Annotated in this window: 10 protein-coding genes; 5 read left to right on the forward strand and 5 right to left on the reverse strand. The window is 33.3% G+C overall.

Annotation, left to right across the window (positions count from 1 at the left end; translation table 11 throughout):
* Positions 1-42 precede the first annotated feature (42 nt).
* Positions 43-3384, reverse strand: a complete 3342-nt coding sequence (locus tag AC1Q7L_RS01320) for a DEAD/DEAH box helicase (protein ID WP_492305732.1) — start codon at positions 3382-3384, stop codon at positions 43-45.
* Between the two features lie 267 nt (positions 3385-3651).
* Between AC1Q7L_RS01320 and AC1Q7L_RS01325 the strand changes: the two genes are divergently transcribed.
* Complete coding sequence (locus AC1Q7L_RS01325) at positions 3652-3828, forward strand: Hc1-related histone H1-like protein (protein WP_054509314.1); 177 nt, start codon at positions 3652-3654, stop codon at positions 3826-3828.
* Between the two features lie 428 nt (positions 3829-4256).
* Positions 4257-5828: a M20/M25/M40 family metallo-hydrolase gene (locus AC1Q7L_RS01330; protein WP_492305731.1), complete on the forward strand. Its 1572-nt coding sequence runs from the start codon at positions 4257-4259 to the stop codon at positions 5826-5828.
* Positions 5829-5843: 15 nt separating this feature from the next.
* Here AC1Q7L_RS01330 and AC1Q7L_RS01335 read toward each other — a convergent pair whose 3' ends face one another.
* Complete coding sequence (locus tag AC1Q7L_RS01335; protein ID WP_492305730.1) at positions 5844-6419, reverse strand: RDD family protein; 576 nt, start codon at positions 6417-6419, stop codon at positions 5844-5846.
* Positions 6420-6565: 146 nt separating this feature from the next.
* Here AC1Q7L_RS01335 and AC1Q7L_RS01340 point away from each other — a divergent pair, with 146 nt between their 5' ends.
* Complete coding sequence (locus tag AC1Q7L_RS01340; RefSeq protein WP_492305729.1) at positions 6566-8029, forward strand: hypothetical protein; 1464 nt, start codon at positions 6566-6568, stop codon at positions 8027-8029.
* Between the two features lie 45 nt (positions 8030-8074).
* Here the strand turns inward: AC1Q7L_RS01340 and AC1Q7L_RS01345 are convergent, their stop codons facing one another.
* The gene (locus tag AC1Q7L_RS01345) at positions 8075-10198 is read right to left on the reverse strand and encodes a Tex family protein (RefSeq protein ID WP_492305728.1); all 2124 of its coding nucleotides are present in this window, start codon (positions 10196-10198) and stop codon (positions 8075-8077) included.
* Between the two features lie 237 nt (positions 10199-10435).
* On the opposite strand from AC1Q7L_RS01345, the gene AC1Q7L_RS01350 reads away from it, so the two are divergent.
* The gene (locus AC1Q7L_RS01350) at positions 10436-11113 is read left to right on the forward strand and encodes a YceI family protein (protein WP_492305727.1); all 678 of its coding nucleotides are present in this window, start codon (positions 10436-10438) and stop codon (positions 11111-11113) included.
* A 132-nt stretch (positions 11114-11245) separates the two neighbouring features.
* Here the strand turns inward: AC1Q7L_RS01350 and AC1Q7L_RS01355 are convergent, their stop codons facing one another.
* Positions 11246-11602 carry a hypothetical protein gene (locus AC1Q7L_RS01355; protein ID WP_492305726.1) on the reverse strand — a complete coding sequence of 119 codons (357 nt, stop codon included), beginning with the start codon at positions 11600-11602 and terminating at the stop codon, positions 11246-11248.
* A gap of 71 nt (positions 11603-11673) precedes the next feature.
* Between AC1Q7L_RS01355 and AC1Q7L_RS01360 the strand changes: the two genes are divergently transcribed.
* Complete coding sequence (locus tag AC1Q7L_RS01360) at positions 11674-11952, forward strand: DUF1294 domain-containing protein (RefSeq protein ID WP_492305725.1); 279 nt, start codon at positions 11674-11676, stop codon at positions 11950-11952.
* 18 nt (positions 11953-11970) lie between these two features.
* Here the strand turns inward: AC1Q7L_RS01360 and AC1Q7L_RS01365 are convergent, their stop codons facing one another.
* The gene (locus AC1Q7L_RS01365; protein WP_492305724.1) at positions 11971-13452 is read right to left on the reverse strand and encodes a glycosyl hydrolase family 28-related protein; all 1482 of its coding nucleotides are present in this window, start codon (positions 13450-13452) and stop codon (positions 11971-11973) included.
* Positions 13453-13640: the final 188 nt, after the last annotated feature.

The following is a 13640-nucleotide window of genomic DNA, read 5'->3' on the forward strand; positions in this document are numbered from 1 at the left end:
TAACTTAAGTGTTTAAGCTTTTGTCTCTTTTGTGGTTAAATTCTACTCTAAAATTTGCAGAAGATCACTTTTACTCAAACCCTGTAACTTTGATTCACTTGTTTTTATTAATCCCTGAGCAAGTTTATTTTTTTTCTTTTGCAGATTTAAGATTTTCTCTTCAACGGTATTAGAGCAGATCAGTCGAACGGCAATCACATTTTTGGTTTGCCCGATTCTGTAGCTTCTGTCGATCGCCTGATTTTCCGAAGCGGGATTCCACCAAGGATCTACGAGATAAACATAATCTGCTTTGGTAAGGTTAAGTCCTACACCGCCTGCTTTCAAGCTGATTAAAAATACACGAATATTTTCATCGGTCTGAAAATTATTGACCTTAGTTCCACGATCTTTAGTTTGGCCTGTCAGATATTCAAAAGGGATGTTTTTCTTTTCTAATTCAGCTTTAATCAAATCCAGCATGCCTACAAACTGAGAAAAGACAAGGATTTTATGTTCCTTCGATTTATTTTCAATCTGCTCGGTCAGGATTTCTATTTTAACAGAATTATCTCCTGAATGACCTTCTTTTAATAAAGCAGGAGAATTGCAAATTTGTCGAAGTTTGGTTAACCCCGTCAAAACATGCATGCTATTTTTAAGCGTTTCATCATCGGTGGATGCGGAAATGAATTCACGAAGTTCACGTTCATAAGTGTCGTAAATTTTACGTTGTTCTGCATTCATTTCGCAGTAGATAACCATTTCCGTTTTTTCGGGAAGCTCTTTCGCTACTTGCTTTTTGGTTCTTCGGAGGATAAAAGGATTTATTTTCTGTTGAAGCTCGGTTCCTCGTTTAGTATACTCAAATTTATCGATCGGAATCGCATACGTATCTTTAAAATATTGTTTGCTTCCCAACAGTCCTGGACAGGCAAAGGAAATTTGTCCATAAAGGTCGAAGGTGTTATTTTCAATAGGTGTTCCGGTTAAAACGATCTTATTTCTCGACTGTAAAAGACGGGAGGCTTTATATTTTTCGGAATTTGGATTTTTAATAGCCTGCGATTCATCAAGGAAAATATAATTGAAATGAAAGGTTTTCAGAAAACGAATATCCGAAAGAAGCATTCCGTAACTTATCAAAACAACTTCATATTGATGCATCAACTCGGTTGTTTTCTTCCGGACTGCTCCATAATGAAGCAATACTTTGATGGAAGGTGCAAATTTTTCGATCTCTTCCTGCCAGTTGAATAGGAGAGAAGTGGGTACAACAATCAGATTGGTCGTTGGCCCATATTTTTCCCTTTGATGTAAGATAAAAGCGATGATCTGTATGGTTTTACCCAATCCCATATCGTCGGCAAGGCAACCTCCAAAATTAAAGGTGTCAAGAAAACCTAGCCAATTTAATCCATCCCTTTGATAATCTCTTAATTCTGCTTTTAATTCAGCAGGAACTGAAATTCCAGGAATGTTTTTGGTTTGCGAAAAACGTTTTGAATAGGTAGTAATTTCTGCATGTACCTCATCACTAAGGATTTCTTTTTCAAAAAGATTTGATACTTCTGTAAAATTAATTTTCGGGATCTTCAACAATTCTTCATCAATATCTCCTACCTGAAAATATCGGGTGATTTTATTGATCCATTCATCAGGTAAAATACCCTGAGTACCGTCATCCAGCTGAATAAACTTCGATTTGTTACGAATCGCCCTGTGAACCTGTTTTAATGAAGCCTCTTTTTTACCAAATTTTACGGCCAGTTTAGCATTAAACCAATCAACACCGCTGGTGATCTGGATGTCTACTTTAGCTTTGTTTGGGTTTAATTTATTGTTCTTTAATTCATTGAATCCAAGAATGGTTATCTTTTCATTTTTCCATGCTTCAAAGGCTTCCAGAAACCAGTTTTCGTCCAGAAATTTATCTTTATGAAGGTAGAAATATTCAGTTCCATCCATTTGTTCTTCAAATTCAGGATGTTGTTTCATAATGATGGAAGTCAAACGATCTTCCTCATGATGGTTTCGTTCTATAGAAAATTGATTTCCATTTTGATCAGTATCAAATAATTGTTTTCGTGAATAAACGATAACCTCAACCGAACCATATTTCATCACAGGCGTAATGGATACAAAATTACCTTTCTGCTGAAGATAAATAATGCGTTCAGTTTTAAAATCTTTTTCGGCTAATTCCACTGGAGTTGCCTGACGAATATAGCTGTAATTGATATGGATATATTGTTCTAACGAAGATAAAACAGTCTGCAAAAATTCCTCATATTTTGATGCATGAATGATTAATATTTCGTTGTTTGATTTGAAAAACTTAATCACACGAAGCATATCAGGGTTGTCAACCAAACTCAGTGTATTTTGAAAATAAACAAAATAATCATTTCGGATCACTACATTTTTAAAGGGAAGTGAAATGTCATTAAATAACAATTCACCCGTAATTTCGTAAAAAGGATCTTTCTTGAAAACGGTAAGCTGTATTTCTGATTTTAATACATTTAAATGAATTGGAATTAAGGATTTAGAAGAAATAGTTTCAGCAACATTATGATCGTGATAATAAACATCCAAGTCCAAAGGATTCTTAACGATCAGTTTCAAAGCCTGTAATTCTGCAGGGCTTTTTTCTTCGCTGTACTTATTTTGAAAGGTAAGAATTGCAGTATAAAATTTGATCTCCACGGGTTGTTCTGCTTTCCAGATCAGTTGCATGGGATCAATGGTTGTAATTGGGTTTTTGACTTTTCCCGATTGGGTAATATCAGCTTCCATCAATGAGAAATTCAGTTGATTGTAAAAGCGGTGTTTCCCAATGACTAGTATTTGTCTTTTGTTAGTATTCTGAACTGCTAATTCATCCAATATTGAAACACGCTGGGGAAGCAAATCCTGTTTAAAAACCTGTTCGTCTATTTGAATTAATTCTTTTATTTTGGGTTGAATATCCAATTTTCCATCGGTATATTCAATGTTAAAATAAGCATCCAGATTTGTTTCATTTTCCAATCCAAAACCTTTGGCGACTACCATTAATGATCTTTGTCTTAAGTTGTGGTCAAAAAAGATTCGGAAGTTTTTCTGCTCCAGAATTGAGTGAATGATTTCGGCTTGGTGTTCGCAAAGTTTATTGGTTTCATTATCACATGAACAAGCAGTAATCAATGAAGCTCCAACCTGACTTACGGAAACGTTGGGAAAATCAATCACAGAAGTTGATTTTGTAAATACTCCGGCGTTGCATTCCAAAGCAATAGGGTAGATGTCTCGGAAATCTTTATTTTCTATAAAATTTGCCGTTTGGGTATGCTTCAAAAGTTCATATATAGAAAGTGTACTGATATTGGTATTCGGTAAAATATATTCTTTTGGGAGCTCCATGGGCACGTACAGACAAATAATTTAGTTATTTAGCGAATTTACATAAAACCGATAAAAGGTCTTCCTGAAAATCTGATTTTTATTTTAATTAAGTCTGAATCTTACCTTAGATTAGCTTTTGATAGAGGAAAAAAGGAGCCAATTTGGTTATTTTTTTTTGTTTTCATTCCAAATTTTAATAATTCTCGATTTTTATTAAGTTTTTTTGACCTTAACTATTGCGAAATCCACCATAAAACCTATATTTGCACCCTAAATTTTAAAATAATGAAAGAACTAATTGAAAAAATCAACGCAGAATTTGAAGCATTCACTGCTGAAGCAAACCAACAAGCAGAAAAAGGAAACAAGGCTGCTGGAACTAGAGCTCGTAAATCAGCTTTAGAACTAAGCAAATTGTTCAAAGATTTCAGAAAAGTTTCTGTTGAGGAATCAAAAAAATAATCGATCCCAAAATCGATATAAACCGGCTTCATTGAAGTCGGTTTTTTTTGTTTATAACGTATTGATTCAAACTTTTTCTTCTAACCACAAAAGATACAAAAGCTAGTGTTTTATTTGAAAACAAAAGTTCTTAAAAGAATGAAAATCACAGATTTTTAATAACTTATATGCTCTTAATTTGTAGTTTATTATTAAACTTAAAATAACTATGTGTTAATCTTTTGCATCTTTTGTGGTTAGAATAAAACTTTAAATAAGTTCATTAATATTTAGTCAAAACCTTAATCTTCTTAACAACTTAATGAATATTAATGGTTAAAAAACTAAAGTTTAGATATCAATCATAAGATAAAAATCATTCTGTTTTTCTCCTTTATCCTCCTCAGTTTCCCCCGAATTCCTTTATCTTTATCCCAATCAATGAAATTATGAAGATAAATCGCTTTTTTGTAGCGCCTGCGGTAATATTGGCGGTGCAATTTTCATGGGCTCAGGCGCAAACCGGCTCGCAGGAAAAACTGAATCCTATTGTTGAAAATTTCGTGAATGAAGTCAATAACCATTCTCAGCTTGAAGATATGGCATCTGAGCTTCTTGATGGGATCGGCTCTCGTTTGGTTGGAACTCCTGAAATGCTTTCTGCCAATGAATGGACAGTCGAAAAACTTCGTTCGTGGGGAGTTGATGCCAATTTGCAGCAATTCGGAACCTGGAAAGGCTGGCAGAGAGGAATTACGCATGTAGACATGACATATCCTCGCATAAAATCATTATCTGCAACACAATTAGCTTGGAGTCCATCAACTAAAAAAGCAATTGAAGCTGAAATTATAATTCTTCCTAAAGTTTCTTCTAAAGCCGAATTCGATAAATGGCTGCTTTCTGCAAAAGGAAAAATTGTTTTGATGGCGCAGTATCAGAAAATAGGTCGTTCTGATGAACAAATTAAGGAGTTTGCAACGCCTGAATTATATGAAAAATTAAAAGCTGAAAAAGAACAGGCTTCAAAAGATTTCCGCGATTACGTAAAGAATATCGGATATGATAACAATACGCTTCCAGAAGCTTTGGAAAAAGCTGGTGCTGTCGGAATTTCCATTTCCAACTGGACAGGAATTATGGGTGCCAACCGAATTTTTGGAGCAAAGACAAGCAAAATTCCAATGATCGACATTGATGTTGAAGATTATGGAATGCTTTTTAGAATGGCTGAAAAAGGAAGTAAACCTAAAATTAAAATTGAAGCTCAGTCAAAAGTTCTTCCTGATGCTAAAACTTTTAACACCGTCGGAATTATCAAAGGAAAAGAAAAACCAAATGAATATGTCATTCTTTCTGCTCACCTTGATTCTTGGGATGGTGCTCAGGGTGCGACAGATAACGGAACGGGTGTTTTAACGATGCTTGAAACGATGCGAATCCTTAAAAAATATTATCCAAATAATAAAAGAACAATCGTTGTCGGACTTTGGGGAAGCGAAGAGCAGGGTTTGAATGGTTCCAGAGGTTTTGTTGCCGATAATCCTGAGATTATAAAAGGTACTCAGGCTGTATTTAACCAAGATAACGGAACAGGCCGTGTTGTGAATATCAGCGGACAAGGGTTTGTAAATTCCTACAATTACATCGGAAAATGGCTGAATGGAGTTCCGAAAAAAGTAAAAGATCAAATCAAAACAGATTTCCCAGGAATGCCTGGTGGAGGAGGATCTGATCATGCTTCTTTTGTTGCAGCAGGAGTTCCTGGATTTTCTCTAAGTTCATTGAATTGGGGATATTTCGGATATACTTGGCACACGACTAAAGATACGTATGACAAGATTGTTTTTGATGAGGTGAAGAATAACGTAATTTTGACGGCATCATTGGCTTACATGGCATCCGAGGATCCGGAATTTACGAATAGAGAGAAAAGAGAAATGCCTTTGGATGATAAAGGGAAGGTTACAAAATGGCCGGAAGTAAAAGAACCGAGGAGAGATTCTAAGGATTTTAAATAAAAAAGAATGTGCGACTTAATCTAAAAGTCGCACATTTTGTTTAGGTTGCTTTTGGTCAACTAAGCTTTTAATTTCAGCTATTTTACTTTCTTTTATGATATATGTTGTACAGATTTTATTGTTTAAATGAATACTAAAGTTCATTTGAGTTCCAGTTCGTCTTCCCATAGAAGTTTTGGTACTATATTCTGAAAAAATTGGATATAAATTCGCCAGACATAAGAAATTTCTTTTCAATGATTTAAAAAAGCTTGGATAATTTCCATCATCATCAATAACTTTAATTCTAAATATTTTCTTTCCTAATGTTGTTCCAAAATAATGTTCACTTATTGTTCCAAAAATAATAACACACGGAATAGAAAGTAAAATACTTACAATTAGAGCTGTATGAAATATATAAAAGAAGATTAAAGAAAAAACCAACATATCAATCCATTTTGCGAAAAGTCTTTGCGTTTCATTTCCTTTAAAATTAGGGTTATAAGGTAAATGATACTCATAAGCATGATAAATCCTTTTTCCGTGCTCGTCAAAACTTAGAGTCGGTCTGTGAATGATTTTTCGTTCTTTAATTTCAGATATTTTCATCCATATTTTTATATTCAAAAATAATTATTAATTCTTAAAATTGATTGTTAATAAAAAATAATACGTCAAGTTTTGTCGCTTTCGGCTGTTACATTTGTTTTAATAAAATTCTTGCAAGAATTCTAACTTTTTAACTTTTAAAAATCATGAGTAACACATTAAATTTATTAGAAACAAATGACTTTCCTACACAAGGTATTACAGATTCATTTGTTACATTGATTGACAGCCAAACCAAGGAATTGGTAAATTTTATACAAGTTTCGTCGGCACCAGTGATAGATGGCGTCATGTATTTACAGGAAAATAGTAATAACCAAGTTTATAAAAGAGTTTATAATGGCGTTATCAATCCGGAATGGTTTGGTTCAGGAAAAACTGATGTAGAACTTCAGGCGGCAATCAATGCCGCATCAAATAATGATACTATTCTTATCAGGGGAGAATATAAATGTACTCGTCAAATAATCATTGACAACATTCCGGTAAGTATAAATAATAATCCGGATAGATCATTAACATTTTTAGGTCAGAATTATGTTAACGGGAATGATGTAGGAGGAAATGCAAACTCACGCATTTATTTTGCTAATTTTGAAGATACTTTAGTTGATTCTTGTATTGAATCCAACCAAAACTTAAATATTAAAAACTTAGTCATCTTTGGAAGCGAAATAGAAGGAAAAATTGGCGTGAAATTAAACGGGAAATCACTTACTCTTGATTCTGTAACAATACAGGTTTTTGAAACAGGTGTAGAAGTAACAGGTGGATATTACAATAAATTTGTGAACTCTGCAATTGTATATTGTCCTACCTGTCTGGTTTTAAATAATTGTTATAATACAAATGCTACATCGTTGTCAGTGAGCGCAGGATACGAGCAAGGTGATGCAAATACCAAAGGAATAGTATTAAATGACGGTAGTAATTTAAATATGTTCGGAGGAAGCATTGAAGGGTTTTCCGAATCAGGAATTAATCTTTCCGCATCGAGGGTTTCATGTTATGGAACTTACTTTGAAGGAATATATGATGAGGTAAATATAAATTCTTGTATTACGGTTCAGGATAATCATTGTAGAGTGGCTACAGTCAATTGTCATGTTTATTTGGATTTTGGTAAAGCAAATACATTCGTTTATATTCCTTCAACAGTGACTTCTGTATATGTGTATTCAAAAAATAACTATTTTGAATATGAGTCTGTAAGTAATTGGTATACTTCTGTATATAGATTTCCAGCTACAGATTTTACAAGCTATAGCATTGATATTTCAGGGGACAATTACAAAGATGATTTGGTAAGTACAGGATCTTCATATACTTCGATTACGTCTTCATTGCTTGAGAAAGGAAACGGAATTGTTCAGATTAGCTATCCTGCAGGACACGAATTGGCGGGAATACATCTTACTAATTTGAATACGATTTCTCCATATCAATATAATGACGATATTTTAAAGCTTCAAAACGGAACAATAACTACTTTTAGGAATAGTGGAGGTTTAGATGATGATCCATTGGATCTTCATTCTGGAAGTTATGGTTATAATCCTTACACGGTTGTTATGGAAAATGGTGCATGGAAAAAAATTCCTAAACTTTAAAATAAAATAAAAACAAAGCCTCAATTCAATGAGGCTTTGTTTTTATTATAAAATCATACTCAACTGAATTCTTTTTCTTGCTTCATCCACTTCAGTCACCCTCACCTGAACATGTTGATGTAATTTTACGATCTCATTTACGTCAGAAACAAAACCTTCTTTTAACTGAGAAATATGAACCAATCCGCTTTCTTTAATTCCAAGGTCTACAAAACATCCGAAGGCTGTAATATTATTGACAATTCCTGGAAGAATCATTCCTACTTTTAGATCTGTCATCTTTTTTACGCTAGGATCGAATTCAAAAACTTTTGCTGCTTTTCGAGGATCTAAACCTGGTTTCACAAGCTCTTTTAAAATATCTTTTATTCCTAAAATTCCGATGTCTTCGGTTGTGTATTTTTCAGGTTGAATTAATTCTATTTTCTCTTTATTGGCAATTAATTCATCGGTTTTAATGCCAAGATCTTTTGCCATTTTTTCAACAATTTTATAAGCTTCAGGGTGCACAGCTGAATTATCCAAAGGGTTTTTACCATGTGTAATTCTAATAAATGCTGCAGCCTGTTGATAGGCTTTTTCTCCCAATCGAGGAACTTTTTTCAATTGTTTTCTGTCTTCAAAAGCACCATTTTCAGCTCGGTAATTGACGATATTTTCAGCCATTTTTTCTCCGATTCCGGAAACATAACTTAATAACGACTTACTTGCTGTATTAAGATTGATTCCAACTGAGTTAACGCATCTCATAACGGTAGAATCCAATTCGTTTTTTAACTGAGTCTGATCTACATCATGCTGATATTGCCCAACACCGATTGATTTAGCATCAATTTTAACCAATTCAGCCAACGGATCTGCCAATCTTCTTCCGATAGAAACCGCACCACGAACGGTCACATCATAACTTGGGAATTCATCTCTTGCAATTTTACTCGCAGAATAGACAGATGCTCCAGCCTCCGAAACTACAAAAACCTGCAAAGGTTTATCAAATCCTATTTTTTTGATGAAAAATTCAGTTTCACGGCTTGCAGTACCGTTTCCTATAGAAATGGCTTCAATATTATAAGCATTGACCATCGAACGGATCTTTTTCATCGCCATTCCAGACTCGTTTTGCGGAGCATGAGGGTAGATGGTTTCATTGTGGAGTAGGTCTCCTTTTTCATCGATACATACGATTTTACAACCGCTTTTATATCCGGGATCGATCGCCAGAATTCTTTTTTCTCCTAAAGGTGGTGCCAATAATAACTGACTTAAGTTTTCAGCGAAAATTTCAATGGCTTTTTTATCTGCTTTTTCTTTGGCTTCCTGCAAAGTTTCGTTTGAAATTGCGGATTCTAGTAGTCTTTTATAGCTGTCTTTTATGGCTAATGCAATTTGATCTGAACTTTCATTATTTGATTTAATGATCGCATTTTCAATAAAATCAATGGCTTCTTCTTTGTCAACTCCGACATTTGTTTTCACAAAACCTTCTGATTCTGCTCTTAACATCGCAAGAAGCCTGTGAGATGGAGTTTTATACAACGGCTCATCCCATTCAAAATATTGGGAGAATTTTTGTGCGCCTTCTTCGTCCTTTTTAGTTTTAACAACTTTAGATGTAATCAAAGCTTTACGTTGAAATAATCTACGGAGATTTTTACGAACGTACATATTTTCGTTGATCCATTCTGCCATGATGTCTCTTGCTCCCTGAAGTGCTTCTTCTTCTGATGCAACGTTTTCATTTAAATATTTTGAAGCTAAAAATGCTAAATCATTACTTTTCTGACTCATAATAATTCTAGCCAAAGGTTCCAAACCTTTTTCTTTGGCAGCATCAGCTTTTGTTTTCTTACGTTTTTTGAAAGGTAGATATAAATCCTCTAGTTCCTGAATATCGAAACTTTCTTCTATTCTTTGTTTAAATTCTGGTGTTAAGGCGTTTTGTTCTTCAACAGATTTTAAAATGGTTTCTTTTCGTTTTATAATCTCTTCAAACTGTTTGCTGATTTTTGAAATTTGCTCTATCTGTACTTCATCCAAGTTTCCTGTTCTGTCTTTTCTATAACGCGATATAAAAGGGATCGTACAATCTTCCGCTAATAACTGAAGCGTTGCACTGATACTTTTTTCGGAAATGTTTACGATCTTTTGGATGAATTCAATATTTGTCATTCTGTAAAATTAAAGTGCTAAAATAGGGATTTTTGCCCTCGATTTAAATTTTGAGATTTACTATATTTGATTTAATTATGATAAGAAAGGTTCATTTTTTCATTTCTTGATGTATGTTAAGGTGATAAAAAAGTGTTTTTTCTATTTTTGACCTATTAAAATTAAGGAAGTGAAATATTAATTTGATAATTTCGTTCACCTTATAATTCAGAATAATAAATTTTTACAATAATTAATATGAAAAAACTTAGTGTCATTGCATTAGTAGCTGTAGGTTTGCTTGCAGCATCATGTAATAAAGAAAAATCTGCAGAAACTGCTGGTACAGCTACAGAAAAAACTGTTGCAGAAGGAAAAGGTGAAGTTTTAGCTGTTGATGCTGCAACTTCTGTAGTAAACTGGAAAGCTTTCCATAAAGGTGGTTTTGCACCACGTTGGGGAACGATTAATGTAAAATCTGGTGACTTAAATGTTGAAGGAGGGCAACTTTCCGCAGGTAATTTCGTTATCGACATGGCTTCTATTAAAGTAGATCCTGCTTCTGTAACGGAGAAAGACAAAAAACCGGCAGACTTGGAAACTCACTTAAAAAGTGCTGATTTCTTTGACGTAACAAAAAATCCTACTTCTGAGTTCAAAATCACAAGTGTAACTGATTTAAAAGATGCACCTAAAGATGCAGTTGCCGGAGCTAATAAAACTGTAAGCGGAAATCTTACTTTATCTGGAAAAACTGTGAATGTAACTTTCCCTGCAAAGGTTGATGTTACGGATAACTCAGCTGCTGTTCAGGCTAAATTTACTGTAAACAGATCAGATTGGGGAATTAAATTCGGAACATCTGAAGCAGATCCTGCAGAATGGATGATCAGCAAAGACATCGAAATTGCTGTAGACGTAAAAGCTAAAAAATAATTGTTAGACCATAAAAATGGGAGAAGCTGCTTTTTTATTAAGGCAGCTTTTTTTATTTTGAAATGTAAGAATATTGAATAATATAGCTTCAAAAAGAAGTTATTGAGACATTTTTATATGAAATGTTTTATGCTAATTTAAAAACTGTGAATTCTTTATTTTCACACAATATTCGCTCCCCAAATATAAAGGATTTCCATGTTTCTCAGACCAAAAACCATCCAGTATATCCGTGCTTAAACAACGGTATACCGCAACACCTTTATATATTTCCTGATCATCACCTTCATAATTAAAGTTGATGACTAAAATCTGATCTTTATAAAATCCTGTACCGTTTTGTATATGATCACCAATTATCCATTGCGCGATAATACGGTTGTTTTCATCGATTGATAAAGTTAATATACCATGGTAAGAAGGCTGGTCAGATTCTTCTTGATTGGAACCTTCAATAGAATAATTTCCTACCAAATCCATTACAGTCATTGATTTTGCTTTTATTGGACAAATTTAAGAAACTTTGTTTTTATTATTCTTTTTATGTTAGATTTGTTGGAATGTTTTATTTATTATTAATAGTCAACTTGGTCACTTTTTCAGTTTTTGCTTTAGATAAAAGGAAAGCCGTCAAACATCAAAGAAGAATCTCAGAAAATACACTTTTATTCATTACATTTTTGGGCGGAACAATCGGAGCTGTGCTCGGAATGTTGATTTTTAGGCATAAAATTTCAAAAAAGTCTTTTTTGTTGAAGTTTGGATTGGTTGTTTTAATTCAGATTGTAATAATTTACTTTCTTGTAAAATATCTATATAATCAAAGCCTCATCAATTGATGAGGCTTTAATTTTTAATTAAGCATCAGTTCCATCTGCATTTACCCATTTTGTTCCTTGCCAATAGATTGGTTTTTCTATGGTTAAATCAAAATATGTAAATCCATAATCTAGACTATTTGAAGGTCTTTCTGAGGTTGTTCCGTACCTTTTTAAATCCGCAACCATACCGTCTGCATTTCTCCATGATGCACCATCGAAAAACTGAGGTTCACTTTGTGAGGTGTTATAAAAATTATAACCTGCAATTGGATTAAAAGGTCTTTTGTTCAAATCTCCGATATCACCAAATGTTTTATAAATTTTAATATCCTGATCATAATATTTAAAATCATTTACAAAACCATCTACGTACACAGTTCCCTCATAATTATCTTCAACCAACATTCCGGATTCTATAAAAAGATTTTTTAAGTGAACAATATTGTTTGAAGTCAAACCGATTTCAGATTTAATTACAAAATTATTGGCATTTCCTTTTCCAGCAACTAAACCATCAGCCCAAATATTTTCTAAGGAGAATGATGCACTTTCAGATGCTACCAAGGCATAATTTTTATTTTGCTCAAAATGAATATCCCTAAAAGATAAATTTCGGGTAATCCCTTTTATTTCAACTCCAGTTTCATTGTATTCAAAAATAGAGTTTTGAATCCATGAAGTTATAACGGCATGAGCTCCTGTCAATAATCCATTAATTAACATTCCTGTTTTACATCCTGTGACCCAGATGTTATTAAAAGTAACTGTTGTACTTGGCCCTGAACCCGGAGAATCTTCATAGAGAATTCCGATTCCTGTAGAGTTTTGAACTTTGAAATTCGAAATTTTTATATTTACAGGCAGTTTTATAGTTAATCCAGTACTTACTTTATTCCCATATGAATCTGATCCTACGCCAAAAAGCCTAGTGATAGTAACTTCATCAATAATTGAGTCAGGTGCTCCATATAAAATAATTCCGCCTTGGGAAAATGTTATATTTTTAATAATAATAGATTCTGACATTAATAAGTTTGTCACATCATTCTCAGGATCATATTCTTCTCCTGTAATATTAGTAATACATGCATTTGGACTCGCTTGATGTAAAATAACTCCTTTCTTACTTTCTCCCAATAAGGTTGTATTATGAGGGAGCACTAATGTTTCAGTTAATTTATATTTTCCATTAGGAATATATAATGTAAAACCTCCGAATTTAGCATTACTATCGGTTCTTGTAGGAAATATATTCGTTGAAGTTTCTATCGCTTCTAAAAAAGCTGCTGTATCATTATCTCCTCCATCATCTTCGTTAAGATTCCCTTTGGCGCCAAACCATTTTACATTAATATGATTTTCAATATATCTTTTGTAGTAAAGATTGTTGTATTTAATGTAGATAACACCATCGCATTCATTATCTGTCATGGTTGTTGTACCATCGTACCAAATACTTGTTTCAATAAAATCTACAGTTTCGCCTGTGTACTGATCTGTGAGTTGGATTGTGCTCATTTTTTAATTTTTTTTAAGAGTTAAATAATTAATTATATATTTTCTTGCAAGAAATCTATGAGACAAAAGTAAATGTAGACAGCGTCAGAACTTGACGTAACATATTGCTAGTAGGCTTTTTTTATGTAGATTTTTTCAATACTCTCATTATTAAATTGTTAAATAATACATAATCTTACTAATTATTT

The sequence above is a fragment of the Chryseobacterium sp. GW823-FHT05E08 genome (assembly GCF_058795655.1).

Excerpts from the sequence above, each read along its gene's own strand:
- AC1Q7L_RS01330 (WP_492305731.1), top strand. The coding sequence starts at position 4,257 with ATGAAGATAAATCGCTTTTTTGTAGCGCCTGCGGTAATATTGGCGGTG.
- AC1Q7L_RS01350 (WP_492305727.1), top strand. The coding sequence starts at position 10,436 with ATGAAAAAACTTAGTGTCATTGCATTAGTAGCTGTAGGTTTGCTTGCA.
- AC1Q7L_RS01345 (WP_492305728.1), bottom strand. The coding sequence starts at position 10,198 with ATGACAAATATTGAATTCATCCAAAAGATCGTAAACATTTCCGAAAAA.
- AC1Q7L_RS01320 (WP_492305732.1), bottom strand. The coding sequence starts at position 3,384 with ATGGAGCTCCCAAAAGAATATATTTTACCGAATACCAATATCAGTACA.
- AC1Q7L_RS01360 (WP_492305725.1), top strand. The coding sequence starts at position 11,674 with ATGTTTTATTTATTATTAATAGTCAACTTGGTCACTTTTTCAGTTTTT.
- AC1Q7L_RS01340 (WP_492305729.1), top strand. The coding sequence starts at position 6,566 with ATGAGTAACACATTAAATTTATTAGAAACAAATGACTTTCCTACACAA.
- AC1Q7L_RS01335 (WP_492305730.1), bottom strand. The coding sequence starts at position 6,419 with ATGAAAATATCTGAAATTAAAGAACGAAAAATCATTCACAGACCGACT.
- AC1Q7L_RS01325 (WP_054509314.1), top strand. The coding sequence starts at position 3,652 with ATGAAAGAACTAATTGAAAAAATCAACGCAGAATTTGAAGCATTCACT.
- AC1Q7L_RS01355 (WP_492305726.1), bottom strand. The coding sequence starts at position 11,602 with ATGACTGTAATGGATTTGGTAGGAAATTATTCTATTGAAGGTTCCAAT.
- AC1Q7L_RS01365 (WP_492305724.1), bottom strand. The coding sequence starts at position 13,452 with ATGAGCACAATCCAACTCACAGATCAGTACACAGGCGAAACTGTAGAT.